Source organism: Thauera sp. SWB20 (assembly GCF_000831325.1).
GTDB classification, from domain to species: Bacteria; Pseudomonadota; Gammaproteobacteria; order Burkholderiales; family Rhodocyclaceae; genus Thauera; species Thauera aminoaromatica.
Genome location: NZ_JTDM01000018.1, coordinates 205,452 through 228,830, shown reverse-complemented (window position 1 = coordinate 228,830; position 23,379 = coordinate 205,452). Strand labels below are relative to the sequence as shown.

Genomic DNA, 23,379 nt, shown 5'->3' with positions numbered 1-23,379 from the left:
ATACATCATGCAGAACCAGAAGATCCGCATCCGCCTGAAAGCCTTCGACTATCGCCTGATCGATCAGTCGGCCCTCGAGATCGTCGATACCGCCAAGCGCACCGGCGCCGTGGTCCGTGGTCCCGTGCCGCTGCCGACCCGCATCGAGCGTTTCGACCTGTTGCGTTCGCCGCACGTCAACAAGGCGTCGCGCGACCAGATGGAGATCCGCACTCACCAGCGTCTGATGGACATCATCGATCCGACCGACAAGACGGTCGACGCGCTGATGAAGCTGGATCTGCCCGCGGGCGTGGATGTCGAGATCAAGCTCCAGTAAGCAAGCCCTGCTTGCGGAAGTTTGGAACAGGCCGGTATAATCCGGCCTTTGTGCCTTCTGGCGCATTAATTGTGACCCCCGGTCAATCGCAACCGGGATTCAGGAGAAGAAAATGAGTCTAGGCCTTGTTGGACGCAAGGTCGGCATGACTCGCATCTTCGCCGAGGATGGCAAGACCATCCCGGTGACGGTGCTTGACGTGTCGGATAATCGTGTGTCCCAGATCAAGACGATCGACACCGACGGCTACGCCGCGGTGCAGATTGCGTATGGCAAGCGCCGCGCCAGCCGGATCACCAAGCCGGTCGCGGGTCATCTTGCAAAGGCGGGCGTCGAGCCCTGCCGCGGCATCAAGGAATTCCGCGTCGAGGCCGAGCAGGCCGGCAGCATGAATGCCGGCGATGCGGTCGGTGCGGATCTCTTTCAGGTCGGTCAAAAGGTTGACGTTACGGGTGTGACGATCGGCAAGGGCTTCTCGGGTCCGATCAAGCGTCACAACTTCTCGTCGAACCGCGCCTCGCACGGTAACTCGATCTCGCACAACTCCCCCGGCTCCATCGGCATGGCCCAGGATCCGGGTCGTGTGTTCCCCGGCAAGCGCATGGCGGGCCAGTACGGCAACGTCCAGCGCACCACGCAGGGGCTGGAGATCGTTCGTGTGGACGTCGAGCGCCAGCTCCTTCTCGTGAAGGGTGCGGTGCCGGGTGCCAAGGGTGGCGACGTCGTCGTCCGTCCGGCGGTCAAGGCCTGAGGAGCGCGCAATGGAATTGAAACTCTTGAATGATCAGGGTCAGGCTGCGTCGACGCTCGAAGCGTCGGACGTGCTGTTCGGCCGTGACTACAACGAAGCCCTGGTGCACCAGGTCGTGACCGCCTACCTTGCGAACGCCCGTTCCGGCAACCGCAAGCAGAAGGGTCGCTCCGAGATCGCCAAGTCGACCCGCAAGCCGTTCCGTCAGAAGGGCACGGGCAACGCCCGTGCAGGCATGGCGTCGAGCCCGCTGTGGCGTGGTGGCGGCAAGATCTTCCCGAGCTCTCCCGACGAGAACTTCAGCCAGAAGGTCAACCGCAAGATGTACCGCGCCGGTGTGGCCGCGATCCTGTCGCAGCTCGCTCGCGAGGACCGTCTTGCGGTGGTCGAGAACTTCAGCGTCGAAGCGCCGAAGACCCGCCTGCTGTCGCAGAAGCTCAAGGGGATGGGCCTGGATTCGGTCCTGGTCATCACCGACGAAATCGACGAGAACCTGTTCCTGTCCTCGCGCAACCTTCACCAGGTCCTGGTGCTGGAAGTGAGCGAGGCGGATCCGGTGTCGCTCGTGCGTTTCCCCAAGGTGCTGGTCACCAAGGGCGCGCTGGCGAAGATGGAGGAAGCGTGGCAATGAGCGCGATCAGTCAGGAACGTCTGCTGCAGGTGCTGCTCGCCCCGCAGATCTCCGAAAAGGCGACTTTCGTCGCCGACAAGAACGAGCAAGTGGTGTTCAAGGTTGCGTCCGATGCGACCAAACCCGAAGTGAAGGCGGCGGTCGAGTCGCTCTTCAAGGTCGAGGTGAAGTCGGTGCAGATCCTGAACGTGAAGGGCAAGTCCAAGCGCTTTGGCAAGACCATGGGTCGCCGCAAGGACTGGAAGAAGGCCTTCGTGTGCCTGAAGCCCGGCCAGGAAATCAACTTTGCGGCCGGGGAGTGATAGATCATGGCAATCGTTAAACTGAAGCCTACGTCTGCCGGCCGCCGTGCCCAAGTCAAGGTGGTCAACCCCGATCTGTACAAGGGTCGTCCGGTCGATGCGCTGATCGAGAAGCAGACCAAGAACGCCGGCCGTAACAACTACGGTCGCGTGACGATGCGCCACCAGGGTGGCGGCCATAAGCAGCACTACCGCCTGGTGGATTTCCGTCGCAACAAGGACGGCATTCCGGCCAAGGTCGAGCGCATCGAGTACGACCCGAACCGCTCCGCGCACATCGCGCTGCTGTGCTATGCCGATGGCGAGCGCCGCTACATCATCGCGCCGCGCGGCGTAGAGGTCGGCCAGCAACTGATCAGTGGCGCGGAAGCGCCGATAAAGGCGGGCAACGCCCTGCCGATCCGCAACATCCCGGTCGGCTCGACGATCCACTGCATCGAGATGGTTCCCGGCAAGGGTGCGCAACTCGCGCGCGCCGCCGGCACTTCGGTGCAGCTGCTCGCCCGCGAAGGCTCGTACGCCCAGCTCCGCCTGCGCTCCGGCGAGATCCGCCGTGTGCACGTCGAGTGCCGCGCCACCATCGGTGAAGTCGGTAACGGCGAGCATGGCCTGCGCAAGATCGGCAAGGCTGGCGCGAACCGCTGGCGCGGTATCCGTCCGACCGTTCGCGGTGTGGCGATGAACCCGGTGGATCACCCGCATGGTGGTGGCGAAGGCCGCACCGGCGAGGCGCGCGAACCGGTCAGTCCGTGGGGCACGCCGGCCAAGGGCTATCGGACGCGTTCGAACAAGCGCACCGACGGCATGATCGTGCAGCGTCGTCACAAGCGTTAAGGGGTAAGAGATGGCACGTTCTATCAAGAAAGGCCCGTTCATCGACGCGCACCTGCTCAAGAAGGTCGACGCGGCTCGGACGAGCAACGACAAGCGCCCGATCAAGACCTGGTCGCGCCGCTCCACGATCCTCCCCGATTTCATCGGCCTGACGATCGCGGTGCATAACGGCAAGCAGCACATTCCTGTATTCGTGACCGAGAACATGGTCGGGCACAAGCTGGGCGAATTCGCGCTGACGCGGACCTTCAAGGGTCACGCCGCCAGCAAGAAGGCCAAGCGTTAAGGGGACGACATGGAAACCAAAGCTATTCTCCGTGGCGTTCGGCTGTCGGCCCAGAAGGGCCGTCTGGTGGCCGACCTGGTCCGCGGCATGCCCGTCGGCCGCGCGCTCGACACCCTGGCCTTCTCTCCCAAGAAGGGCGCGAAGATCATCCGCAAGGTGCTCGAGTCGGCGATCGCCAACGCCGAGCACAACGACGGTGCCGATATCGACGCGCTGAAGGTCAAGACCATTCACGTGGAAGAGGGTATGACGCTCAAGCGCTTCACCGCGCGTGCGAAGGGTCGTGGCAACCGCATCCTGAAGCCCACCTGCCACGTCTACCTGACCGTTGGCGAGTAAGGAGTAAACATGGGTCAGAAAATCCATCCTACCGGGTTCCGCCTCGCCGTCACGCGTGACTGGGGCTCGCGCTGGTTCGCCAACAGCAAGGACTACGCCGGCATGCTGCACGAGGACCTCAAGGTCCGCGATTACCTGAAGAAGCGCCTCGCGCACGCTTCGGTGGGTCGCGTGGTCATCGAGCGTCCCGCCAAGAACGCCCGCGTAACCCTGTACAGCGCCCGCCCGGGCGTCGTCATTGGCAAGAAGGGCGAGGACATCGAGGCGCTCAAGCGTGATCTGCAGAAGATCGTTGGCGTTCCGGTCCACGTCAATATCGAGGAAGTGCGCAAGCCCGAACTCGATGCCAAGCTGATCGCCGACTCGATCGCCCAGCAGCTCGAGAAGCGCATCATGTTCCGTCGCGCCATGAAGCGTGCGATGCAGAACGCCATGCGTCTCGGTGCCCAGGGCATCAAGATCATGAGCTCCGGCCGCCTCAACGGCGCAGAGATCGCCCGCACCGAGTGGTATCGCGAAGGGCGTGTGCCGCTGCATACCCTGCGCGCCAACATCGACTACGGTGTCTCCGAGGCCAAGACGACCTATGGTGTCATCGGGATCAAGGTCTGGGTGTTCAAGGGCGAGATGCTGGGGCGCAACGAGCAGCCCGTGGCTGCGGAGCCCGAAGCCGACAACCGTCGCGGTCGTCGTGGCGCCCCGCGTGACGGCGAGGGCCGTCCGGGTCGTCGTCCCGCCCGTCGTGGCGAAGGCCGGCAAGAAGAAAGCAGGAGCGAATGATGCTGCAGCCGACTAGAAGGAAGTATCGGAAGGAGCAGAAGGGCCGCAACACCGGCGTCGCCACGCGCGGCGCCAAGGTGTCGTTCGGCGAGTATGGTCTGAAGGCCATTGGTCGCGGTCGGCTGACTGCCCGCCAGATCGAGTCCGCCCGTCGTGCGATGACCCGTCATATCAAGCGTGGCGGCCGCATCTGGATCCGGATTTTCCCGGACAAGCCGATTTCGAAGAAGCCGGCCGAGGTCCGCATGGGTAACGGCAAGGGCAACCCGGAATATTGGGTTGCCGAGATCCAGCCGGGCAAGGTGCTGTACGAGATGGACGGGGTTGACGAGGCCCTGGCGCGCGAGGCGTTCCGCCTTGCGGCTGCCAAGCTGCCGATCGAGACCGTGTTCGTCACCCGACTGATTGGGGGTTGAACATGAAGGCAACGGAACTCCGCGCCAAGAGCGCCGACGAGTTGAACAAGGAACTGATCGAGCTGCTGAAGGCCCAGTTTTCGCTGCGCATGCAGCACGCCACGCAGCAACTCGGCAACACGAGTCAGATCGGGAAGGTCCGCCGCGACATCGCGCGCGTGCGCACCATCCTGCGTGAGAAGGCGGGTCAGCAATGAGCGAGAACGTCGAGAAGGTTCGCCGCGCGCTGGTTGGGCGTGTGGTGAGTGACAAAATGCAGAAGACGGTGACCGTTCTGGTCGAGCGCCGGGTCAAGCACCCGCTCTACGGCAAGATCATCACCCGTTCGGCGAAGTACCACGCGCACGTCGAGGACGGCGTCGCGGCCCAGGGCGACCTGGTCGAGATCGAGGAATGCCGTCCGATCTCGCGCACCAAGACCTGGCGTGTGGCCAAGGTGCTCGAGAAGGCGACGATCATCTGATCGGAGTTGGAAGCAGCGAGCAGTAAACAAACAGCTTGGCACCCAGGTGCCAGGCTGTTATAATTTTGCCTCTTTGCTCCGGGGCTCGCTCGGGGCATCCTACCCTGACGGGTTCCAAGACTGTCCGCAAATGCGGGATAAGTTGGAGATACTTTCATGATTCAAATGCAGTCCAAGCTGGACGTGGCCGATAACTCCGGCGCGCGCTCGGTGATGTGCATCAAGGTCCTGGGTGGTTCTAAGCGTCGCTATGCCGGCGTTGGCGACATCATCAAGGTGACCGTGAAGGATGCCGCTCCGCGTGGTCGTGCCAAGAAAGGCGACGTCTACAACGCGGTCGTCGTTCGCACCGCCAAGGGCGTTCGTCGTCCCGACGGTTCGCTGATCAAGTTCGACAGCAATGCGGCCGTGCTTCTGAACAACAAGCTCGAGCCGATCGGCACCCGTATCTTCGGGCCGGTCACGCGAGAGCTGCGCACCGAGCGGTTCATGAAGATCGTCTCGCTGGCGCCCGAAGTGCTCTGAGGAGTCCAGAGATGAACAAGATCCGCAAGGGTGACGAAGTTTTGGTGCTGACGGGCAAGGATCGTGGTCGTCGCGGCACCGTGCTGCGCCGCGTCGATGACGAGCGCGTCGTGGTCGAAGGCGTGAACCGGGTCAAGAAGCACGTGCGCCCGAATCCGCTGAAGGGTGAAGTGGGTGGCATCGTCGAGAAGGAGATGCCGATCCATGTGTCGAACGTCGCGCTGTTCAATCCCGCCACCCAGAAGGGTGATCGTGTCGGGATCAAGACGCTTGAAGACGGCCGCAAGGTTCGTTTCTTCAAGTCGAACGGCGAGCTGGTGAACGCCTAAGGAGTGACGATGGCTCGCTTGCAACAGGTTTACAAGGACGAAGTTGCGCCGGCGCTGCAGCAGCAGTTCGGCTACAAGTCCGTCATGGAAGTGCCGCGCATCACCAAGATCACCCTCAACATGGGTGTCGGTGAGGCTGTCGGCGACAAGAAGATTCTCGAGCACGCCATTGGCGACATGACCAAGATCGCGGGTCAGAAGCCGGTTTCGACCAAGGCGCGCAAGTCGATCGCGGGTTTCAAGATCCGTGACGGCTATCCGATCGGCTGCATGGTGACCCTGCGTGGTCCGCGCATGTTCGAATTCCTCGATCGCCTCATCACGATCGCGCTGCCGCGCGTTCGCGACTTCCGCGGTATCGCTGCCAAGGGTTTCGACGGTCGTGGCAACTACAACCTCGGCGTGAAAGAGCAGATCATCTTCCCCGAGATCGAGTACGACAAGATCGACGCGCTGCGCGGGATGAACATCAGCATCACGACGACGGCCAAGACCGACGAGGAAGCCCGTGCTCTCCTCGGTGCGTTCAAGTTCCCGTTCAAGAATTGAGGGTGATATGGCGAAACTCGCTCTGATCAACCGCGAAGCGAAGCGTGCGATGCTGGTGGAGAAGTATGCCTCCAAGCGCGCGGCTCTGGTCGCGAAGGTCAAGGACACCAGTCTGTCCGAAGAAGAACGCATGGCTGCCCGCCTGGCCCTGCAGCAACTGCCGCGCAATGCTAACCCGACTCGCCAGCGCAACCGCTGCGCGCTGACCGGTCGCCCGCGTGGTGTCTTCCGCAAGTTCGGTCTGTGCCGCAACAAGCTGCGCGAGATCGCTTTCCGCGGCGAAGTGCCTGGCATGACCAAGGCGAGCTGGTAAGGAGAATTCGAAGATGAGTATGTCCGATCCGATCGCCGACATGCTGACGCGCATCCGCAACGGCCAGCAGGCCCAGAAGGCTTCGGTGTCGATGCCTTCGTCCAAGCTGAAGGTTGCGATCGCCAAGGTGTTGCAGGACGAGGGTTACATCGACGGCTTCGCCGTCCGTGACGAGGCTGGCAAGGCTTCGCTCGACGTCACCCTCAAGTATTACGCCGGTCGTCCGGTCATCGAGCGCCTGGAGCGCGTGAGCCGTCCCGGCCTGCGCATCTACAAGGGTAGCGACGATCTGCCGCGCGTGATGAACGGCCTCGGCGTGGCTATCGTTTCCACGCCGCGTGGCGTGATGACCGACCGCTCGGCGCGTGCGAACCGCGTCGGTGGCGAAGTCATCTGCCTCGTCGCCTAAGGGGGATACGATGTCTCGTGTAGCCAAGAATCCGGTGGCGATCCCGCAGGGCGTGGAAGTGATGATTTCCGACGCCGAGATCGCAGTGAAGGGGCCTCTGGGTACCCTGCGCCAGCCGCTGAGCGGCGAGGTCAGCGTGGTCCGCGAAGGTGACGCGGTGGTGTGCAAGGCGCGTGAGGGCGCCGAGAACGCCCGTGCCATGTCCGGCACCGTGCGCGCTCTGGTGAATAACATGGTGACGGGCGTGACCAAGGGCTTCGAGCGCAAGCTCACCCTGGTCGGCGTGGGTTATCGCGCGCAGGCTCAGGGCGACAAGCTCAACCTGTCGCTCGGTTTCTCTCACCCGGTGGTTCACCAGATGCCGGAAGGCGTGAAGGTCGAGACGCCGACCCAGACCGAGATCGTGATCAGGGGTTCCGACAAGCAGAAGGTCGGCCAGGTCGCTGCCGAGGTGCGTGCCTACCGCGCTCCCGAGCCCTATAAGGGCAAGGGCGTCCGTTACTCGGACGAGGTGGTGGTGCTCAAGGAAACCAAGAAGAAGTAAGGCGGTTCGTCATGAACAAGAAAGAAACTCGTCTTCGCCGTGCGCGCAAAACTCGCGCCAAGATTGCGGAGCTCAAGGCGGTTCGCCTGACGGTGTTCCGGTCCAACTGCCACATCTACGCCCAGATCATCTCCGGTTGCGGTTCCCGCGTGCTCGCGGCGGCTTCCACCGTGGAGCCGGACGTCCGTGCCCAGGTCGCCAACGGCGGCAACAAGGCCGCGGCCGAAGCGGTCGGCAAGCTGATTGCCGAACGCGCCAAGGCTGCCGGCGTCGAGCAGGTGTCCTTCGACCGCTCGGGCTTCCTGTATCACGGCCGCGTGAAGGCGCTGGCCGAGGCCGCCCGCGAAGGCGGTCTCAAGTTCTAAGCGAGGAATCGTATGGCCAAGCAGCAAACCAAACGTGCGCAAGCCTCCGACGAGCGCGATGACGGCCTGAAGGAAAAGATGGTCGCGATCAATCGCGTGACCAAGGTCGTCAAGGGCGGTCGTATCCTCGGCTTCGCCGCGCTGACCGTGGTCGGTGACGGCGACGGTGCGATCGGCATGGGCAAGGGCAAGTCCCGCGAAGTGCCGGTGGCGGTGCAGAAGGCGATGGATGAAGCGCGTCGCAAGATGCGCAAGGTCTCGCTCAAGAACGGCACCCTTCAGCATACCGTGATGGGCAAGCATGGCGCCGCTTCGGTGCTCATGCAACCCGCTCCGGCCGGTACCGGCATCATCGCCGGCGGTCCGATGCGCGCCGTGTTCGAAGTCATGGGCGTTACCGACGTGATCTGCAAGTGCATCGGTTCGGCCAATCCGTACAACGTCGTCCGTGCCACGATCAACGGCCTGATGGCGATCAACACCCCGGCGGAAATCGCTGCGAAACGCGGCAAGTCCGTCGAAGAGATCCTGGGGTAAGAGATGTCGGACAAGAAAATCAAGGTGACGCTCGTCAAGAGCGTGATCGGCACCAAGCAGTCCCACCGCGCCACCGTGCGCGGCCTCGGTCTGCGTCGGCTCAACCATTCGGTCGAGCTGGCGGATACCCCCGAGGTGCGCGGGATGATCAACAAGGTGTCCTACCTGGTCAAGTGCGAGGGTTGAAATGCGCCTGAATAGCATCAAGCCCGGTGAGGGTTCGAAGAAGGAAGCGCGCCGAGTCGGCCGTGGCATCGGCAGCGGCCTGGGCAAGACCTGCGGCCGCGGCCACAAGGGTCAGAAGTCCCGCGCCGGTGGCTTTCACAAGGTCGGCTTCGAGGGCGGTCAGATGCCGCTGCAGCGCCGTCTGCCGAAGCGTGGATTCGTGTCGCTGACGCGAGCCCGCAACGTCGAGGTACGCCTGTCCGAGCTCGACAAGCTGCCGGTCGATGAAGTCGATCTGCTGACGCTGAAACAGGCCGGGGTGATCGCCGCCGACGCGCTGTCGGCGAAGGTCGTGCTGTCCGGTTCGATCAGCCGCAAGGTGGTTCTGCGCGGCGTCGGCGCCACCCAGGGTGCGAAGGCGGCGATCGAAGCCGCTGGCGGCTCCGTGGCGGCCGAGTAACAAAAGGAAACGGTTGTGGCGAATCCTGCTGCCACGCTGGGAAGCCCCGGACGGTTCGGTGATCTCAAGCGACGCCTGCTGTTCCTGGTGGGCGCGCTGATCGTTTATCGGATTGGTGCGCATATCCCGGTTCCGGGAATCGACCCGCAGGGGCTGGCCGAGCTGTTCCAGTCCCAGCAGGGTGGCATCCTGGGTGTGTTCAACCTGTTCTCGGGCGGTGCGCTGTCGCGCTTCACCATCTTTGCGCTGGGCATCATGCCCTACATCTCTGCGTCCATCATCATGCAGTTGATGACCGTGGCGGTGCCTTCGCTGGAGGCGCTAAAGAAGGAAGGCGAGGCGGGGCGACGCAAGATCACGCAATACACACGCTATGGAACCCTTGTGCTCGCGCTTGCGCAGGCGCTGGGGATCGCGATCGCGCTGGAAGGACAGGCTGGCCTGGTGCTCGAGCCGGGACTGATGTTCCGCTTCGTGACGGTGGCGACCTTGGTGACCGGGACGATGTTCCTGATGTGGCTGGGTGAGCAGATCACCGAGCGAGGCATCGGCAACGGCATCTCGATGATCATCTTCGCAGGCATCATTGCCGGCTTGCCGGCTGCGATCGGTGGCTTGTTCGAACTGGTGCGGACCGGTGCCATGCATCCCTTCACCGCGCTCTTCATCTGCATCCTCGTGGTGCTGGTGACGGCTTTCGTCGTGTTCGTCGAGCGTGGCCAACGCAAGATCCTGGTGAACTACGCGAAGCGGCAAGTCGGGAACAAGGTGTATGGGGGGCAAAGCTCGCATCTGCCGTTGAAGTTGAACATGTCGGGCGTGATCCCGCCGATCTTTGCATCGAGCATCATCCTGTTTCCGGCGACGCTGGGGCAGTGGTTCGGTTCCTCGGAGGGCATGTACTGGTTGCGCGACATCGCATCCACACTGTCTCCCGGTCAGCCGATCTATGTGATGTTGTATGCGGTGGCGATTGTGTTCTTCTGCTTCTTCTACACGGCGCTGGTGTTCAATGCCCGCGAAACGGCGGACAACCTGAAGAAGAGCGGGGCCTTTGTGCCCGGGATCCGTCCCGGCGACCAAACCGCGCGCTATATCGACAAGATTCTCATGCGGCTGACGCTGGCCGGGGCGATCTACATCACCCTCGTCTGCCTGCTGCCGGAGTTCCTGATCCTGAAGTGGAACGTACCGTTCTATTTCGGCGGCACCTCGCTGCTGATCCTCGTGGTGGTCACGATGGACTTCATGGCCCAGGTCCAGGCGTTCGTGATGTCGCACCAATACGAGAGTCTGCTGAAAAAGGCGAATTTCAAGGGGGCGGGTCTGCCCGGCAGGTGAGCGCATGACGAAGGAAGATGTCATCGAGATGCAAGGTGAGGTCACTGAGAACCTTCCCAATGCAACGTTCCGCGTCAGGCTCGAAAACGGTCACATGGTCCTTGGACACATCTCCGGAAAGATGCGGATGCACTACATCCGGATCCTCCCCGGGGACAAGGTGACCGTGCAGCTCACCCCCTATGACCTGACCAAGGGCCGGATCGTTTTCCGGACCAAGTGAAGCTTAAAGAAACAGGAGCAAGACCATGAGAGTCCAGGCCTCAGTCAAGCGGCTCTGCCGCAACTGCAAGATCATCCGCCGCAAGGGTGTGGTTCGCGTCATTTGCAGCGATCCGCGGCACAAGCAACGCCAGGGTTGATCTACTCGACCGCAGGCATTAGAATTTAACGTTTTTCGTTTCGGGGTATACGGATGGCCCGTATTGCTGGGGTAAACATTCCCAATCACAAGCATGCCGAGATCGCGCTGACCGCCATCTATGGGATCGGCCGTTCGCGTGCTCAGAAGATTTGCGACGCTGCCGGCATCGTTCGCTCGGTGAAGATCAAGGATCTCACCGAGTCCGACATGGAGAAGCTGCGTGATGAAGTCGCGCGCTTCGTGGTCGAAGGCGACCTGCGTCGTGAAGTCACGATGAACATCAAGCGACTGATGGACCTGGGCTGCTACCGCGGCGTCCGTCACCGTCGTGGCCTGCCGCTTCGCGGTCAGCGCACCCGCACCAATGCCCGTACCCGCAAGGGTCCGCGCAAGCCGATCGCCGGCAAGAAGTAATAGGATCCGATAATGGCTAAGACTGGAACCAAGGTTCGCAAGAAGGTCAAGAAGAACGTCGCCGAAGGTATCGCGCACGTTCACGCGAGCTTCAACAACACCATCATCACCATCACCGACCGCCAGGGCAACGCCCTGTCGTGGGCGACTTCGGGTGGCGCCGGCTTCAAGGGTTCGCGCAAGAGCACGCCGTTTGCCGCGCAGGTTGCGGCCGAAGCTGCGGGCAAGGTGGCGCAGGAATGTGGCATCAAGAATCTCGAGGTTCGCATCAAGGGCCCCGGCCCGGGCCGCGAATCCTCGGTTCGTGCGCTCAATGCGCTGGGGATCAAGATTTCCAGCATCACGGACATCACCCCCATTCCGCACAACGGCTGCCGTCCGCCGAAAAAGCGCCGTATCTGACAAGGAGTTGATAAGTGGCTCGTAATCTCGATCCCAAGTGCCGTCAGTGCCGTCGCGAAGGCGAAAAGCTGTTTCTGAAGGGCGAAAAGTGCTTTACCGACAAGTGCTCCATCGAGCGTCGCGCCTACGCGCCCGGCCAGCATGGCCAGCGCTCCGGCCAGCGCCTGTCGGGCTACGGCGTCCAGCTGCGTGAGAAGCAGAAGATCCGCCGCATCTACGGCGTGCTCGAGCGCCAGTTCCGCAAGGTGTATGCCGAAGCCGACCGCCGCCGCGGCCAGACCGGCGAGAATCTTCTGCAGCTGCTCGAAGGTCGCCTGGATGCCGTCGCGTATCGCATGGGCTTCGGTGCCTCGCGTGCAGAGGCGCGCCAGGTGGTGCGTCACAACGGCGTGCTGGTCAATGGCAAGCGCGTCAACATTCCGTCGTATGTGGTTCGTCCGGGCGACGTGGTGGAGCTGACCGAGCGTGCGCGTGGTCATCTGCGCGTCAAGGCCGCCCTCGAGGCCGCCGAGTCGCGTGGCTTCCCCGAGTGGCTCGAGGTGGACGCGAAGGCCGGCAAGGGCACGTTCAAGGCCTATCCGGTGCGCAGCGAACTGCCCCCGACGATTAACGAAGGCCTGGTCGTGGAACTGTACTCCCGCTGAGCGGGGGGCTGATCCTCTTCTAGTTCCGAGGAAATGCTGATGCAAAGCAATGCACTGCTGAAACCGCGCATCATCGACGTCCAGAGCACCTCGCCCGTTCAGGCGCGGGTGACGATGGAGCCGTTCGAGCGCGGTTTCGGTCACACGCTGGGGAATGCGCTTCGGCGCATCCTCCTGTCGTCGCTTCCCGGCCATGCGCCGACCGAAGTGACGATCGAAGGGGTGCTTCACGAGTACTCCACGCTCGACGGCGTCCGCGAGGACATCGTCGATCTGCTGCTCAACCTGAAGGGCGTGGTGTTCAAGCTCAACGGGCGCAGCGAGGTCACCGTCCGTCTCGCCAAGGCAGGCGAGGGTGTGGTGACTGCGGCCGACATCGAGGTCGGTCACGACGTCGAGATCATCAATCCCGACCACGTGATCGCCCACCTCGCGCCGGGCGGCAAGCTCGACATGCAGATCAAGGTCGAGGAAGGCCGCGGCTACGTGCCGGGCAATTCGCGTCCCGAGAACGCGGAGAGCAAGTCCATCGGTCGCGTCGTGCTCGATGCCTCCTTCGGTCCCGTGCGTCGCGTCAGCTACCTTGTCGAGAGCGCTCGCGTCGAGCAGCGTACCGACCTGGATCGCCTGATCATCGACATCGAGACCAACGGTGCGGTCGACCCGGAAGAGGCGATTCGCTACGCCGCCCGGGTTCTCATGGACCAGCTTTCCGTGTTCGCCGACCTCGAGGGGACGGCACCGGAGCGCGTCGAGGCGGCTTCGCCGACCATCGACCCGGTGCTGCTGCGCCCGGTCGACGATCTGGAGCTCACGGTGCGCTCGGCCAACTGCCTGAAGGCCGAGAACATCTACTACATCGGCGACCTGATCCAGCGTACCGAGACCGAGCTGCTGAAGACCCCGAACCTGGGCCGCAAGTCGCTCAACGAGATCAAGGAAGTGTTGGCCTCCCGCGGGCTGACGCTTGGCATGAAACTGGAAAACTGGCCGCCGGCCGGGCTTGAAAAGCTCGGTTGAGTCGCCGGGCAAGTGAGGAATTGAAATGCGTCACCGTAATGGTCTTCGCAAGCTGAACCGTACCAGCAGCCACCGCCAGGCGATGTTCCGCAACATGGCCAACTCGCTGCTGCGTCATGAGCTGATCAAGACGACCCTTCCGAAGGCGAAGGAACTTCGCCGCGTGGTCGAGCCGATGATCACCCTGGGCAAGAAGCCCAGCCTCTCCAACCGCCGCCTGGCCTTCAACCGCCTGCGCGATCGCGACATGGTCGTCAAGCTCTTCGACGAGCTGGGTCCGCGCTACGCCACCCGCAACGGCGGCTACCTGCGCATCCTGAAGTGTGGGTTCCGCGATGGCGACAACGCCCCGATGGCCTACGTCGAGTTGCTCGACCGTCCGGACGTCGAAGCGGTGGAAGTCGAGGAAGCCGAGGCCGCGTGAAACGCGCGACTCGTATGAAGAACCGGGCTCAGGCCCGGTTTTTTTTCGCCTGTGCGTGCTAGGGTCGAGCGCAGCGCGCCCGCGGGCGGACAGGACAGGAGGATGGAACGATGGCAGTGACCTTGGTGACCGGCGGTGCGGGCTACATCGGCTCGCATACCTGCGTCGAGTTGCTCGGCGCCGGGCAGGACGTGGTGGTGGTGGACGACCTCTCCAACGCGTCCTTCGAGGCGGTGCGGCGGATCGAAGAGCTCGGAGGCAAGCCGCTGACCGGCTTCGTGGAGGGCGACGTGCGGGACCATGGCGTGCTCGCGCGGGTCTTCGGCGAGCACGAGGTGGCGGCGGTGATCCACTTTGCCGCCAAGAAGGCCGTGGGCGAGTCGGTGTCCCAACCGCTGGCCTATTACGACAACAACCTGCATGGACTGCTGTCGGTGCTGCAGGCCATGGACGCAGCGGGATGCCGGCGCATGGTGTTCAGTTCGTCGGCGACGGTGTATGGCGACCCGGCCTCGGTGCCGATCCGCGAGGATTTCCCGACTACGGCGACCAATCCTTACGGCTGGACCAAGCTCATGGGCGAGCAGATCCTGCGTGATCTCGCCGCCTCGGATCCACGCTGGAACGTGGTGCTGCTGCGTTACTTCAACCCTGTCGGGGCACACGCGAGCGGTCGGATCGGCGAGGATCCCGACGGCCTGCCCAACAACCTGATGCCTTTCGTCAGTCAGGTCGCGGTCGGCCGCCTGCCGCGCTTGCGCGTTTTCGGCGACGACTACGCGACGCCGGACGGAACCGGGGTGCGCGACTACATCCACGTGGTCGACCTGGCGCTCGGCCATTTGCGCGCGCTCGAGCGCATCGACGAACTCCCCGGCGTGACGACGCTCAACCTCGGCACCGGGCGCGGCTACAGCGTGCTGGAGATGGTGCGCGCCTTCGAGGCGGCGAGCGGGCGACCGGTCCCCTACGACATCGTCGCGCGCCGTCCGGGCGATATCGCCGCGTGCTGGGCGGACCCTGCGCGCGCCGAGCAGGTGCTCGGCTGGAAGGCGCAACGAGACCTGCAGGCGATGTGCGTGGATGCGTGGCGCTGGCAGAGCGGCAACCCGCAGGGCTACGAAGCCGGTTGAGTAACTCGCGGCGCACCGCTCGGGCGCCGCAAAGGGGCGCGGAAGCCCGGTGGGGTGGATCGGCCGGGGCTCAGCCCCCGAGCACCCTGCGCAGGTGCAGGCCGGTATGACTCGCCGGATGCGCGGCGACCTCTTCGGGCGTGCCGCAGCACACCACCATGCCGCCACCGCCGCCGCCCTCCGGGCCCATGTCGATCAGCCAGTCGGCGGTCTTGATCACGTCGAGATTGTGCTCGATCACGATGATCGTGTTGCCGTGCGCGCGCAAGCGCTGCAGCACTGCGATCAGCATCTCGATATCCTGGAAATGCAGGCCGGTGGTCGGCTCGTCGAGGATGTACAGGGTGCGCCCGGTATCGCGGCGCGACAGCTCGAGCGCGAGCTTGACGCGCTGCGCCTCGCCGCCCGACAGGGTGGTGGCGCTCTGGCCGAGGCGGATGTAGCCCAGGCCGACGTCCATCAGCGTCTCCAGTTTGCGCGCCACGTTCGGCACCGCGGAGAAGAAACCCAGGGCCTGCTCGACGGTCATCCCCAGCACCTCGTCGATCGTCCGCCCCTTGTAGCGGATCTCGAGGGTCTCGCGGTTGTAGCGGCGACCGTGGCAGACGTCGCAGGGCACGTACATGTCGGGCAGGAAGTGCATCTCCACCCTGACCAGGCCGTCGCCCTGGCAGGCCTCGCAACGCCCGCCGCGCACGTTGAACGAGAAGCGCCCCGGACTGTAGCCGCGCGCGCGGGCCTCGGGCACGCCGGCGAAGAGCTCGCGGATCGGGGTCAGCAGGCCGGTGTAGGTCGCCGGGTTGGAGCGTGGGGTGCGCCCGATCGGCGACTGATCGACGTCGATCAGCTTGTCGAAGTGCTGCAGGCCCTCGATCGCATCGTGTGGCGCGGGCTCGGTGGCGGCACCGTTGAGCCGGTGGGCCGCGACGCGTGCCAGGGTGTCGTTGATCAGCGTCGACTTTCCCGAGCCCGACACCCCGGTGATGCAGGTGAGGAGCCCCACCGGCAGCGACACCTCCACCGTCTTCAGGTTGTTGCCGCGCGCGCCGACGATGCGCAGCTGGCGCTCCGGGTGGGGGCGCGTGCGCTGCGCCGGGATTGCAATGCTGCGCCGGCCGGAGAGGTAGTCGCCCGTGACCGAACGCGGTGAGGCGATGACCTCGTCCGGCGTGCCGTGCGCCACCACCTCGCCACCGTGCTCGCCCGCGCCCGGGCCCATGTCCACCAGATAGTCGGCGCTGCGCATGGCGTCCTCGTCGTGTTCGACCACGATCACCGTGTTGCCGAGGTCGCGCAGGCGCGCGAGCGTGGCCAGCAGGCGGTCGTTGTCGCGCTGGTGCAGGCCGATCGAAGGCTCGTCGAGGACGTACATCACCCCGGTCAGACCCGAGCCGATCTGGCTCGCCAGGCGGATGCGCTGCGCTTCGCCGCCCGAGAGGGTGTCGGCGGAGCGGTCGAGCGAGAGGTAGTCGAGGCCCACGTCGATCAGGAAGCCGAGGCGGTCGGCGATCTCGCGCACGATGCGCTCGGCCACCTGGGCGCGCGCGCCGGCGAGTTGCAGCGTGGCGAAGAAAGTGCGGCACTCGCCGAGCGGCATGTGGCCGACCTCGTGCAGCGCCCGCCCGCCGACGAGCACGTGGCGCGCCTCGCTGCGCAGGCGGGTGCCGTGGCAAGCGGGGCAGGGGCGGGTGGCGCGGTACTTCGACAGCTCCTCTCGCACCGCGACCGCGTCGGTCTCGCGCAGGCGGCGCTCCAGGTTGGGGAGGATGCCCTCGAAGGGATGCTCCTTGAGCACCATGCGGCCGTTGTCGGCCATGTAGCGAAAGGCGATCTTCGTCCGCCCCGATCCATCGAGCACGATCTCGCGCACGCGCGCCGGCAGATCCTGCCAGGGCGTCTCGATGTCGAAGGCGTAGTGCGCCGCGAGGCTCGCCAGCATCTGGAAATAGAACTGGTTGCGCCGGTCCCAGCCGCGGATCGCGCCCGAGGCCAGCGACAGCTCGGGATGGACCACGACGCGTGCGGGATCGAAGAACTCGACCTCGCCCAGCCCGTCGCACTTCGGGCAGGCGCCCGCCGGGTTGTTGAAGGAGAACAGGCGCGGCTCGAGCTCGGCGAGCGCGAAGGCGCACACCGGGCAGGCGAAGCGCGCGGAGAACAGGTGTGCGCGACCCGAGTCCATCTCCACCGCGAGCGCGCGCCCGTCGGCGTGGGTCAGCGCGGTCTCGAAGGACTCCGCGAGGCGGCCGCGCAGATCGGTGCGCACCTTGACGCGGTCGATCACGACCTCGACGTCGTGGCGGCGCCCCTTCTCGAGCGGGGGCAGGGCGTCGAGCTCCATCACCTCGCCGTCGACGCGCACGCGCACGAAACCCTGCGCGCGCAGATCGGCGAACAGGTCGCCCTGCTCGCCCTTGCGCCCGGCCACCACCGGGGCGAGGATCATCAGCTTCGTGTCCTCGGGCAGTGCCAGCACGTGGTCCACCATCTGCGCCACGCTCTGCGCCTCGAGCGCGTGCTGCGGATGGTCGGGGCAGTGCGGCGTGCCGGCACGCGCGTAGAGCAGGCGCAGGTAATCGTGGATCTCGGTGACCGTGCCGACGGTGGAGCGCGGGTTGTGGCTGGTCGCCTTCTGCTCGATCGCGATCGCCGGCGACAAGCCCTCGATCAGATCGACGTCGGGCTTTTCCATCAGCTGCAGGAACTGGCGGGCGTAGGCCGACAGCGACTCGACGTAGCGGCGCTGGCCCTCGGCGTAGAGGGTGTCGAAGGCGAGCGAGGACTTGCCCGAGCCCGACAGGCCGGTGATCACGGTCAGCCGGTTGCGCGGCAGGTCGAGGCTGACGTTCCTGAGGTTGTGGGTGCGGGCACCGCGGATGCGGATCTGGTCCATGGCTGCGAGCAGGGAAAGGCGAACTGCCCAATATACGCCGGGAAGCCGCCGCAAGGCCAAGGCGGTCCGCGCAGCGCGGGGCGGGATGGTAGAATCGCGGTCTTTCTCGAAGCCGGTTCCTCCGTATGTCCGTTCCCGCACGCGACCCCATGACGCGCGAAGAACGCCGCGCCGGCATGGGCCTGGCGGCGATCTTCGCGCTGCGCATGCTCGGCCTGTTCCTGATCCTGCCGGTGTTCGCGGTGCACGCCGCCACCATCCCCGGGGGCGGCGACCTCACCTTGGTGGGCCTGGCGATCGGCGCCTACGGCCTCACCCAGGCCTGCCTGCAGATCGCCTACGGCGCCGCCTCCGACCGCTTCGGCCGCAAGCCGGTGATCGTCTTCGGCCTGGTGCTGTTCGTGCTCGGCAGCGTGGTCGCGGCGCTCGCCGACGGCATCCACATGATCATCGTCGGCCGCGTGCTGCAGGGTGCGGGGGCGATCTCCGCCGCGGTCACCGCGCTCGCCGCCGACCTCACCCGCGACCAGCACCGCACCAAGGTCATGGCGATGATCGGCTCCTCGATCGGCCTGGTGTTCGCGCTCTCGATGGTGGCGGCACCGCTGCTCTACGCCGCCGTCGGCATGGATGGCATCTTCTGGCTCACCGCCGTGCTTGCCGCGGGTGCGATCGGGGTTCTGCTGTGGGCGGTGCCGGTCGCTCCGCCGGTGCCGCGCGCCACCGGCCGGCTCATCGACGTGCTGCGCGACGGCCAGCTCATGCGGCTCAACTTCGGCGTGTTCGCGCTCCACCTCATCCAGACCACGATGTGGGTGATGGTGCCCTCGGCCCTGGTCTCCGGCGGCGGCCTGCCGGTGCCCGAGCACTGGAAGGTCTACCTGCCGGCGGTGCTGCTGTCCTTCGTGGTCATGGTGCCGGCGGTGATCGTCGCCGAGCGCCACGACAAGCTCAAGCCGGTGTTCAATGCCGCCATCGTCCTGCTCGCCGTCGTGCAGATCGGGCTGTGGCTTTTCGGTGACGGATTGATACCATTGGCATTGTTGCTGACGCTCTTCTTTATCTCCTTCAACGTGCTCGAGGCCACCCAACCGTCGTGGATCTCGCGTATCGCGCCGCCCGGCTCCAAGGGCACGGCGCTGGGCGTCTACAACACCCTGCAGTCGATCGGCCTGTTCCTCGGCGGCGTGCTCGGCGGCTGGCTGGGGCAGACCTTCGGCCCGGCCGCGGTGAGCCTGTCGTGCGCGGCGCTCGCGCTGCTCTGGCTCGCACTGGCGAGCACGATGAATCCCCCGCCGCTGCGCGCGGCTCCGGCCGGCGCGCCGCGCTGAGCCCGGCTTCACCATACTCACCGCCGGCACGCCCGACGCGGCCGGCAAACGCATGCAAAGGAGATCCGGATGGCATCCGTCAATAAAGTGATCCTGATCGGCAACCTCGGCGCCGATCCGGAAAGCCGCTTCGCCCCCTCCGGCGACGCGATCTGCAACATCCGCCTGGCCACCACCGAGACCTGGCGGGACAAGAACACCGGCGAGCGCCGCGAGGCCACCGAATGGCACCGCGTCGCCTTCTTCGGCAAGCTCGCCGAGATCGCCGGCCAGTACCTGCGCAAGGGCAGCCAGGTGTACATCGAGGGCAGCCTGCGCACGCGCAAGTGGCAGGACCAGAGCGGCCAGGACCGCTACACCACCGAGATCCGCGCCGACGAGATGAAGATGCTCGGCCGCCGCGAAGGCGGCGATGCGCCGATGCGCGGCGGCGAGGGCGGTGGCTGGGATGCCGGCGCCCAATCCGCGCCGGCCCGCCAGCCCGCAGCCCCCGCGCAGCGCACGCAGCCGCAGTCGGCGCCGCCGCAGCAGTCGGGCGGCTTCGGCGACTTCGACGACGACATTCCGTTCTGACGGATGCCTGGAGCGCGTCCTGCGCTCCGCCGACTGCCGGGCGGGCGACGCGACGCGTACGCTCGCCCGTTTCACATCGACAGGCGCGGCAGCGAACCGGCCATTCGGGAGGAACAATGAAGGACCTGATCCACTACGGCGACGGCGTGCATGCGATCGACTCCGGCTACGGCCGGCCGCAGCTCGCCGCCATCCACGTGATCGTGCAGGACGGGCGCGCCGCCATCGTCGATAGCGCGAGCAACGCCTCGGTGCCGCGCATCCTCGGTGCGCTCGCCGCGCTCGACATCGCCCCCGAGGCGGTGGACTGGGTGCTGCTGACCCACATCCACCTCGACCACGCCGGCGGTGCCGGCAGCCTGATGTGCGCGCTGCCGCAGGCGAGGCTGCTGGTGCATCCGCGCGGTCTGCGCCACATGATCGACCCGGGCAAGCTGTGGGAGGCCACCTGCGCGGTGTATGGCCCGGAGCGCGCCTTCGACCTGTATGGCCAGCTCGTGCCGGTGCCGGCCGAGCGCATCGTGCCGGCCACCGACGGCCTCGAAATCCATGTAGGCAGCCGCATGCTGCGGGTGTTCGACACCCCGGGCCACGCCCGCCACCACATCTGCATCTGGGACTCGGTCGCGCGTGCCTTCTTCACCGGCGACACCTTCGGCCTGTCTTACCGCGAACTCGACGTGGATGGCCGCGCCTTCGTGGTGCCGACCACCACGCCGACGCAGTTCGACCCCGAGGGCATGCACGCCTCGATCGATCGCATGCTGGCGATGCGGCCGCAGGCGATGTACCTGACGCACTACAGCCGCGTCGGTGAGGTCGATCGCCTCGGTGCCGACCTGCACCGCCTGATCGACACCATGCTCGCGGTGGCTGAGGCCGCGCGCGGCGACGGCGTCGCCCGTCACGTCGAGATCGTCGCCGGGCTGGAGCAGATCTTCCGCGAGGAGGCCGCGCGCCAGAACTGGGCGCTCGGCGAGGAGGAGACGCTCGAGCTGCTGCGCATGGACCTCGAGCTCAACGCCCAGGGCCTGGGGGTGTGGCTGGACAGCCGCCAGACTGGCGCCACCGGTGCCTGAGCCTGCCATGACTTCGGCCACGACCGACCGTGCGCGCCGGTTCGGCGGCATCGACCGTCTTTACGGCGAGGGCGCGGCCGCGCGCCTCGCGGGCGCGCACGCCTGCGTGATCGGCATCGGCGGCGTCGGCTCGTGGGCCGCCGAGGCGCTCGCGCGCAGCGGGGTGGGGCGGCTGACCCTGATCGACCTCGACCATGTCGCCGAATCCAACATCAACCGCCAGGCCCATGCGCTCGAGGACACCCTCGGCATGGCCAAGGTGAGCGCCATGGCGACGCGCATCGCAGGTATCGACCCGGCCTGCCGGGTGGACACGATCGAGGATTTCCTCACCCCGGAGAACGCCGCCGAGTTGCTGCACGGCTTCGATCTGGTGATCGATGCGATCGACAACGTGCGCGCCAAGGTCGCGATCGCGGTGACCTGCAGGGAGCGCCGCATCCCCTTGGTGATGGCGGGTGGGGCCGGCGGCAAGCGCGACCCTGCGCGCATCGGCATGGACGACCTCGCGCGTACGCTGCAGGATCCGCTTCTCGCCAAGGTGCGCGCTCGCCTGCGCAAGGAGCACGGCTTCCCCCGCGACCCGAAGAAGAAATTCGGCATCGAGGCGGTGTTCTCCACCGAACCCTTGCACTTTCCCGCGGTCGATGCCTGCGACGCGGCCCATCCCGGCGCCGCGTCCGCCCCCCAGGGGCTGGCGTGCGCCGGCTACGGCTCGAGCATGGCGGTGACCGCCAGCGTCGGCCTGCTGTGTGCGGCGCGCGCACTCGAACACCTGCTGCGTCAGGCCGATGCGCCTGCGCGCGACGCTACCCCGGAGCCTTCCGCATGAACGCAGCCAATCCGTCCGCTTCCGCCATCGTCCTCTTCGGCCACGGCGCCCGCGACCCCGAGTGGGCCGGGCCGATGCGGCGCATCCGCGATGCGGCGCTCGCCCGTCCGGGGGCGCCGCGCGTCGAACTCGCCTTCCTCGAATTCATGTCCCCGACCCTGCCCGAGGCGATCGCCGCGCTCGCCGCCGAGGGCGCGCACAAAGTGGCCGTGGTGCCGATCTTCCTTGCCCAGGGCGGCCACCTCAAGCGCGATCTGCCGGTGTTGCTGGAGGAGGCGCGCGCCGCCCACCCCGGCTGCGAGATCACCCTCGCGACCGCCGCGGGCGAGGCCGACCCGGTGGTCGCCGCGATGGCCGACTACGCGCTCGGCTGCCTGGGCTGAGGCCCGACCCGACGGCGCGCGCAATCCGCGGCGCTGCCGCGGTGTCGGCGGGATGGTGACTCGCGTCGCTCCTGCCTGCAGTAGTGCCGTCTCTCGCGGTTCTCGAGGGGTATTCCTTGACGGCCTTCAATATAAGAATATACTTATTCTTATGAAGCCGATCATGCTCTCCGTTCCTGCCCGTCTCCTGGCTGTTCTTGTCCTGAGCCTGTTGACCGTCACTTCCGGCGGGGTGCGTGCGGAGCTTCCCACCGTCCGCGTCGAGGCACGCGCGGTCGTCCCCGCGATCGTCGCCGAGGCCACCATCGAGGCCGTGCGCCAGTCCACCCTGGCTGCGCAGATGCCCGGTCGCATCCTCGAGCTCTCCGTGGACGCCGGCGATCGCGTGCGCAGGGGCGCGGTGCTGGCGCGCATCGACCCGGCCGAGGTTGCCGCCGCCGTCGCCGCGGCCGATGCCGGCATTGCCCAGGCCGAGAGCGCGCTCGTCAACGCGCGGGCCGAATACCAGCGCGCGCGCAGCCTGGTCGAGCGCAAGTTCCTCAGCCAGTCGGCGCTCGACAACGCGCGCGCGCAGTTCCAGGCCGCCGAGGCTCAGGTGCGCGCCGCGCGCGCCCAGCGCGAGCAGGCCGCCACCGTGAAGGGCTACACCAGCGTGGTGTCGCCGCTCGACGGCCTCGTCGCCGCGCGCCACATCGAGCCCGGCGAGATGGCACAGCCCGGGCGCAACCTGCTCACCGTGTATGACCCCGCGCAGATGCGCGCCGTGGCCGATCTCGCCCCGCAGCGTCTCGCCGAGCTGGGTGCCGGCCCGCTGCGCGCCAGGGTCGAACTGCCCGCCAGCAGGCGCATCGTCGAGGCGGCCGCGGTCACGGTGCTGCCCGCCGCCGACGCGCGCACCCACACCGTGCGCGTGCGCGTGGACCTGCCGGCCGGCATCGAGGATGTGCTCCCCGGCAGCTTCGCGCGCGTGCATTTCCAGGGCACGGCCGCCGCTGCAAGCACCGCCGGGCCGACCGTGATCCCGGTTGCCGCCGTGCTGCGTCGCGGCGAGCTCACCGCCGTCTACGCCGCCGACGGGCAGGGCGGCTTCACGCTGCGCCAGATCCGTCTCGGCCGCGCGCTCCCCGGCGGCGAGTGGGTCGAGGTGCTCTCCGGTCTCGGCGGGGACGAGACCCTCGCCCTCGACCCGGTGCAGGCCGGCATCCAGGCCCGCGCGGCCGCGCGCTGAG

37 protein-coding genes are annotated in these 23,379 nt (G+C 66.1%); 36 read left to right on the top strand and 1 reads right to left on the bottom strand.

Annotated features, from left to right (window positions below):
• Positions 1-7 precede the first annotated feature (7 nt).
• The 30 genes from rpsJ (at position 8) to galE (ending at position 15,059) form a co-directional block, all read left to right on the top strand.
• Positions 8-319: a 30S ribosomal protein S10 gene (gene rpsJ, locus PO78_RS11465; RefSeq protein WP_002931577.1), complete on the top strand. Its 312-nt coding sequence runs from the start codon at positions 8-10 to the stop codon at positions 317-319.
• A 112-nt stretch (positions 320-431) separates the two neighbouring features.
• Positions 432-1,070 (top strand): 50S ribosomal protein L3, encoded by a 639-nt coding sequence (gene rplC, locus PO78_RS11460; RefSeq protein ID WP_004298420.1) that lies wholly within the window; start codon positions 432-434, stop codon positions 1,068-1,070.
• A gap of 10 nt (positions 1,071-1,080) precedes the next feature.
• On the top strand, positions 1,081-1,701 hold the full coding sequence (rplD, locus tag PO78_RS11455) for a 50S ribosomal protein L4 (RefSeq protein WP_004298421.1): 621 nt from the start codon (positions 1,081-1,083) through the stop codon (positions 1,699-1,701).
• Complete coding sequence (rplW, locus tag PO78_RS11450; protein WP_004298423.1) at positions 1,698-2,003, top strand: 50S ribosomal protein L23; 306 nt, start codon at positions 1,698-1,700, stop codon at positions 2,001-2,003. The genes rplD and rplW overlap by 4 nt, the downstream gene beginning before the upstream one ends.
• A gap of 6 nt (positions 2,004-2,009) precedes the next feature.
• On the top strand, positions 2,010-2,837 hold the full coding sequence (gene rplB / locus PO78_RS11445) for a 50S ribosomal protein L2 (RefSeq protein WP_004298425.1): 828 nt from the start codon (positions 2,010-2,012) through the stop codon (positions 2,835-2,837).
• Positions 2,838-2,847: 10 nt separating this feature from the next.
• Positions 2,848-3,123: a 30S ribosomal protein S19 gene (gene rpsS / locus PO78_RS11440; protein ID WP_004258198.1), complete on the top strand. Its 276-nt coding sequence runs from the start codon at positions 2,848-2,850 to the stop codon at positions 3,121-3,123.
• 9 nt (positions 3,124-3,132) lie between these two features.
• Entirely contained in the window at positions 3,133-3,462 is a 330-nt protein-coding gene (rplV, locus tag PO78_RS11435) for a 50S ribosomal protein L22 (protein ID WP_002931589.1), read from the top strand.
• A gap of 9 nt (positions 3,463-3,471) precedes the next feature.
• A complete protein-coding gene (rpsC, locus tag PO78_RS11430) occupies positions 3,472-4,242 on the top strand; it encodes a 30S ribosomal protein S3 (RefSeq protein WP_004298428.1) in 771 nt (256 codons plus the stop codon).
• Positions 4,242-4,658 (top strand): 50S ribosomal protein L16, encoded by a 417-nt coding sequence (gene rplP, locus PO78_RS11425; RefSeq protein ID WP_004298431.1) that lies wholly within the window; start codon positions 4,242-4,244, stop codon positions 4,656-4,658. The genes rpsC and rplP overlap by 1 nt, the downstream gene beginning before the upstream one ends.
• A gap of 2 nt (positions 4,659-4,660) precedes the next feature.
• Positions 4,661-4,855, top strand: coding sequence for a 50S ribosomal protein L29 (gene rpmC / locus PO78_RS11420; RefSeq protein WP_004298433.1), 195 nt, complete (start codon positions 4,661-4,663; stop codon positions 4,853-4,855).
• Positions 4,852-5,121, top strand: coding sequence for a 30S ribosomal protein S17 (gene rpsQ, locus PO78_RS11415; protein ID WP_004298435.1), 270 nt, complete (start codon positions 4,852-4,854; stop codon positions 5,119-5,121). Before rpmC ends, rpsQ begins: the two co-directional genes overlap by 4 nt.
• A 156-nt stretch (positions 5,122-5,277) precedes the next feature.
• Positions 5,278-5,646, top strand: coding sequence for a 50S ribosomal protein L14 (rplN, locus tag PO78_RS11410; protein ID WP_004298438.1), 369 nt, complete (start codon positions 5,278-5,280; stop codon positions 5,644-5,646).
• A gap of 11 nt (positions 5,647-5,657) precedes the next feature.
• Complete coding sequence (gene rplX, locus PO78_RS11405; protein WP_002931597.1) at positions 5,658-5,975, top strand: 50S ribosomal protein L24; 318 nt, start codon at positions 5,658-5,660, stop codon at positions 5,973-5,975.
• A gap of 9 nt (positions 5,976-5,984) precedes the next feature.
• Positions 5,985-6,524 (top strand): 50S ribosomal protein L5, encoded by a 540-nt coding sequence (gene rplE, locus PO78_RS11400; protein WP_004298440.1) that lies wholly within the window; start codon positions 5,985-5,987, stop codon positions 6,522-6,524.
• A 7-nt stretch (positions 6,525-6,531) separates the two neighbouring features.
• Positions 6,532-6,837 carry a 30S ribosomal protein S14 gene (rpsN, locus tag PO78_RS11395; RefSeq protein ID WP_012585917.1) on the top strand — a complete coding sequence of 102 codons (306 nt, stop codon included), beginning with the start codon at positions 6,532-6,534 and terminating at the stop codon, positions 6,835-6,837.
• A 13-nt stretch (positions 6,838-6,850) separates the two neighbouring features.
• Positions 6,851-7,246: a 30S ribosomal protein S8 gene (gene rpsH / locus PO78_RS11390; RefSeq protein ID WP_004298444.1), complete on the top strand. Its 396-nt coding sequence runs from the start codon at positions 6,851-6,853 to the stop codon at positions 7,244-7,246.
• A gap of 10 nt (positions 7,247-7,256) precedes the next feature.
• Positions 7,257-7,790: a 50S ribosomal protein L6 gene (gene rplF, locus PO78_RS11385; RefSeq protein WP_004298446.1), complete on the top strand. Its 534-nt coding sequence runs from the start codon at positions 7,257-7,259 to the stop codon at positions 7,788-7,790.
• 11 nt (positions 7,791-7,801) lie between these two features.
• Positions 7,802-8,155, top strand: coding sequence for a 50S ribosomal protein L18 (rplR, locus tag PO78_RS11380; protein ID WP_004298448.1), 354 nt, complete (start codon positions 7,802-7,804; stop codon positions 8,153-8,155).
• Between the two features lie 12 nt (positions 8,156-8,167).
• A complete protein-coding gene (rpsE, locus tag PO78_RS11375) occupies positions 8,168-8,692 on the top strand; it encodes a 30S ribosomal protein S5 (RefSeq protein ID WP_004298449.1) in 525 nt (174 codons plus the stop codon).
• A 3-nt stretch (positions 8,693-8,695) separates the two neighbouring features.
• Positions 8,696-8,878 (top strand): 50S ribosomal protein L30, encoded by a 183-nt coding sequence (gene rpmD, locus PO78_RS11370; RefSeq protein ID WP_004298452.1) that lies wholly within the window; start codon positions 8,696-8,698, stop codon positions 8,876-8,878.
• Position 8,879: 1 nt separating this feature from the next.
• Positions 8,880-9,317 carry a 50S ribosomal protein L15 gene (gene rplO / locus PO78_RS11365; protein WP_004298455.1) on the top strand — a complete coding sequence of 146 codons (438 nt, stop codon included), beginning with the start codon at positions 8,880-8,882 and terminating at the stop codon, positions 9,315-9,317.
• A 15-nt stretch (positions 9,318-9,332) separates the two neighbouring features.
• Positions 9,333-10,658, top strand: coding sequence for a preprotein translocase subunit SecY (secY, locus tag PO78_RS11360; protein ID WP_004298456.1), 1,326 nt, complete (start codon positions 9,333-9,335; stop codon positions 10,656-10,658).
• 4 nt (positions 10,659-10,662) lie between these two features.
• Positions 10,663-10,881: a translation initiation factor IF-1 gene (gene infA, locus PO78_RS11355; protein WP_004298457.1), complete on the top strand. Its 219-nt coding sequence runs from the start codon at positions 10,663-10,665 to the stop codon at positions 10,879-10,881.
• A 25-nt stretch (positions 10,882-10,906) separates the two neighbouring features.
• Entirely contained in the window at positions 10,907-11,020 is a 114-nt protein-coding gene (rpmJ, locus tag PO78_RS22295; protein WP_002931619.1) for a 50S ribosomal protein L36, read from the top strand.
• 53 nt (positions 11,021-11,073) lie between these two features.
• The gene (gene rpsM / locus PO78_RS11350) at positions 11,074-11,436 is read left to right on the top strand and encodes a 30S ribosomal protein S13 (RefSeq protein ID WP_004298460.1); all 363 of its coding nucleotides are present in this window, start codon (positions 11,074-11,076) and stop codon (positions 11,434-11,436) included.
• A 12-nt stretch (positions 11,437-11,448) separates the two neighbouring features.
• The gene (gene rpsK, locus PO78_RS11345) at positions 11,449-11,838 is read left to right on the top strand and encodes a 30S ribosomal protein S11 (protein ID WP_002931621.1); all 390 of its coding nucleotides are present in this window, start codon (positions 11,449-11,451) and stop codon (positions 11,836-11,838) included.
• Positions 11,839-11,852: 14 nt separating this feature from the next.
• Entirely contained in the window at positions 11,853-12,482 is a 630-nt protein-coding gene (gene rpsD / locus PO78_RS11340) for a 30S ribosomal protein S4 (RefSeq protein ID WP_004298462.1), read from the top strand.
• A 39-nt stretch (positions 12,483-12,521) separates the two neighbouring features.
• Positions 12,522-13,502, top strand: a complete 981-nt coding sequence (locus PO78_RS11335) for a DNA-directed RNA polymerase subunit alpha (protein WP_004298464.1) — start codon at positions 12,522-12,524, stop codon at positions 13,500-13,502.
• A 25-nt stretch (positions 13,503-13,527) separates the two neighbouring features.
• The gene (rplQ, locus tag PO78_RS11330; protein WP_004298465.1) at positions 13,528-13,926 is read left to right on the top strand and encodes a 50S ribosomal protein L17; all 399 of its coding nucleotides are present in this window, start codon (positions 13,528-13,530) and stop codon (positions 13,924-13,926) included.
• Between the two features lie 110 nt (positions 13,927-14,036).
• Entirely contained in the window at positions 14,037-15,059 is a 1,023-nt protein-coding gene (gene galE / locus PO78_RS11325; RefSeq protein WP_004298467.1) for a UDP-glucose 4-epimerase GalE, read from the top strand.
• Between the two features lie 70 nt (positions 15,060-15,129).
• Here galE and uvrA read toward each other — a convergent pair whose 3' ends face one another.
• Entirely contained in the window at positions 15,130-17,952 is a 2,823-nt protein-coding gene (uvrA, locus tag PO78_RS11320; protein ID WP_043743841.1) for an excinuclease ABC subunit UvrA, read from the bottom strand.
• A 149-nt stretch (positions 17,953-18,101) separates the two neighbouring features.
• Here uvrA and PO78_RS11315 point away from each other — a divergent pair, with 149 nt between their 5' ends.
• The 6 genes from PO78_RS11315 to PO78_RS11290 all read left to right on the top strand — a co-directional run bounded on the left by PO78_RS11315 (position 18,102) and on the right by PO78_RS11290 (position 23,378).
• A complete protein-coding gene (locus tag PO78_RS11315; protein ID WP_004298472.1) occupies positions 18,102-19,283 on the top strand; it encodes an MFS transporter in 1,182 nt (393 codons plus the stop codon).
• 69 nt (positions 19,284-19,352) lie between these two features.
• Positions 19,353-19,856, top strand: a complete 504-nt coding sequence (gene ssb / locus PO78_RS11310; protein ID WP_012585914.1) for a single-stranded DNA-binding protein — start codon at positions 19,353-19,355, stop codon at positions 19,854-19,856.
• A 116-nt stretch (positions 19,857-19,972) separates the two neighbouring features.
• Entirely contained in the window at positions 19,973-20,935 is a 963-nt protein-coding gene (locus PO78_RS11305; RefSeq protein WP_004298475.1) for an MBL fold metallo-hydrolase, read from the top strand.
• Positions 20,936-20,942: 7 nt separating this feature from the next.
• Complete coding sequence (locus PO78_RS11300; RefSeq protein WP_012585913.1) at positions 20,943-21,767, top strand: tRNA threonylcarbamoyladenosine dehydratase; 825 nt, start codon at positions 20,943-20,945, stop codon at positions 21,765-21,767.
• Positions 21,764-22,150, top strand: a complete 387-nt coding sequence (locus PO78_RS11295) for a sirohydrochlorin chelatase (protein WP_004298480.1) — start codon at positions 21,764-21,766, stop codon at positions 22,148-22,150. Before PO78_RS11300 ends, PO78_RS11295 begins: the two co-directional genes overlap by 4 nt.
• 151 nt (positions 22,151-22,301) lie before the next feature.
• Positions 22,302-23,378: an efflux RND transporter periplasmic adaptor subunit gene (locus PO78_RS11290; RefSeq protein ID WP_043743838.1), complete on the top strand. Its 1,077-nt coding sequence runs from the start codon at positions 22,302-22,304 to the stop codon at positions 23,376-23,378.
• The last annotated feature ends 1 nt before the right edge of the window (position 23,379 follow it).

Coding starts and splice junctions, on each gene's coding strand:
- ssb (WP_012585914.1), top strand. CDS start 19,353: ATGGCATCCGTCAATAAAGTGATCCTGATCGGCAACCTCGGCGCCGAT.
- rplN (WP_004298438.1), top strand. CDS start 5,278: ATGATTCAAATGCAGTCCAAGCTGGACGTGGCCGATAACTCCGGCGCG.
- rplB (WP_004298425.1), top strand. CDS start 2,010: ATGGCAATCGTTAAACTGAAGCCTACGTCTGCCGGCCGCCGTGCCCAA.
- galE (WP_004298467.1), top strand. CDS start 14,037: ATGGCAGTGACCTTGGTGACCGGCGGTGCGGGCTACATCGGCTCGCAT.
- uvrA (WP_043743841.1), bottom strand. CDS start 17,952: ATGGACCAGATCCGCATCCGCGGTGCCCGCACCCACAACCTCAGGAAC.
- PO78_RS11290 (WP_043743838.1), top strand. CDS start 22,302: ATGAAGCCGATCATGCTCTCCGTTCCTGCCCGTCTCCTGGCTGTTCTT.
- PO78_RS11335 (WP_004298464.1), top strand. CDS start 12,522: ATGCAAAGCAATGCACTGCTGAAACCGCGCATCATCGACGTCCAGAGC.
- rplE (WP_004298440.1), top strand. CDS start 5,985: ATGGCTCGCTTGCAACAGGTTTACAAGGACGAAGTTGCGCCGGCGCTG.
- rpsN (WP_012585917.1), top strand. CDS start 6,532: ATGGCGAAACTCGCTCTGATCAACCGCGAAGCGAAGCGTGCGATGCTG.
- rplD (WP_004298421.1), top strand. CDS start 1,081: ATGGAATTGAAACTCTTGAATGATCAGGGTCAGGCTGCGTCGACGCTC.
- PO78_RS11300 (WP_012585913.1), top strand. CDS start 20,943: ATGACTTCGGCCACGACCGACCGTGCGCGCCGGTTCGGCGGCATCGAC.
- rpsJ (WP_002931577.1), top strand. CDS start 8: ATGCAGAACCAGAAGATCCGCATCCGCCTGAAAGCCTTCGACTATCGC.
- rplW (WP_004298423.1), top strand. CDS start 1,698: ATGAGCGCGATCAGTCAGGAACGTCTGCTGCAGGTGCTGCTCGCCCCG.
- rpsS (WP_004258198.1), top strand. CDS start 2,848: ATGGCACGTTCTATCAAGAAAGGCCCGTTCATCGACGCGCACCTGCTC.
- rplV (WP_002931589.1), top strand. CDS start 3,133: ATGGAAACCAAAGCTATTCTCCGTGGCGTTCGGCTGTCGGCCCAGAAG.
- rplR (WP_004298448.1), top strand. CDS start 7,802: ATGAACAAGAAAGAAACTCGTCTTCGCCGTGCGCGCAAAACTCGCGCC.
- rplO (WP_004298455.1), top strand. CDS start 8,880: ATGCGCCTGAATAGCATCAAGCCCGGTGAGGGTTCGAAGAAGGAAGCG.
- PO78_RS11295 (WP_004298480.1), top strand. CDS start 21,764: ATGAACGCAGCCAATCCGTCCGCTTCCGCCATCGTCCTCTTCGGCCAC.
- rplF (WP_004298446.1), top strand. CDS start 7,257: ATGTCTCGTGTAGCCAAGAATCCGGTGGCGATCCCGCAGGGCGTGGAA.
- rplP (WP_004298431.1), top strand. CDS start 4,242: ATGCTGCAGCCGACTAGAAGGAAGTATCGGAAGGAGCAGAAGGGCCGC.
- rpsQ (WP_004298435.1), top strand. CDS start 4,852: ATGAGCGAGAACGTCGAGAAGGTTCGCCGCGCGCTGGTTGGGCGTGTG.
- infA (WP_004298457.1), top strand. CDS start 10,663: ATGACGAAGGAAGATGTCATCGAGATGCAAGGTGAGGTCACTGAGAAC.
- rpsC (WP_004298428.1), top strand. CDS start 3,472: ATGGGTCAGAAAATCCATCCTACCGGGTTCCGCCTCGCCGTCACGCGT.
- rpsE (WP_004298449.1), top strand. CDS start 8,168: ATGGCCAAGCAGCAAACCAAACGTGCGCAAGCCTCCGACGAGCGCGAT.
- rpmJ (WP_002931619.1), top strand. CDS start 10,907: ATGAGAGTCCAGGCCTCAGTCAAGCGGCTCTGCCGCAACTGCAAGATC.
- rpsM (WP_004298460.1), top strand. CDS start 11,074: ATGGCCCGTATTGCTGGGGTAAACATTCCCAATCACAAGCATGCCGAG.
- rplX (WP_002931597.1), top strand. CDS start 5,658: ATGAACAAGATCCGCAAGGGTGACGAAGTTTTGGTGCTGACGGGCAAG.
- rpsK (WP_002931621.1), top strand. CDS start 11,449: ATGGCTAAGACTGGAACCAAGGTTCGCAAGAAGGTCAAGAAGAACGTC.
- PO78_RS11305 (WP_004298475.1), top strand. CDS start 19,973: ATGAAGGACCTGATCCACTACGGCGACGGCGTGCATGCGATCGACTCC.
- rplC (WP_004298420.1), top strand. CDS start 432: ATGAGTCTAGGCCTTGTTGGACGCAAGGTCGGCATGACTCGCATCTTC.
- rpmD (WP_004298452.1), top strand. CDS start 8,696: ATGTCGGACAAGAAAATCAAGGTGACGCTCGTCAAGAGCGTGATCGGC.
- PO78_RS11315 (WP_004298472.1), top strand. CDS start 18,102: ATGACGCGCGAAGAACGCCGCGCCGGCATGGGCCTGGCGGCGATCTTC.
- rpsH (WP_004298444.1), top strand. CDS start 6,851: ATGAGTATGTCCGATCCGATCGCCGACATGCTGACGCGCATCCGCAAC.
- rpmC (WP_004298433.1), top strand. CDS start 4,661: ATGAAGGCAACGGAACTCCGCGCCAAGAGCGCCGACGAGTTGAACAAG.
- rplQ (WP_004298465.1), top strand. CDS start 13,528: ATGCGTCACCGTAATGGTCTTCGCAAGCTGAACCGTACCAGCAGCCAC.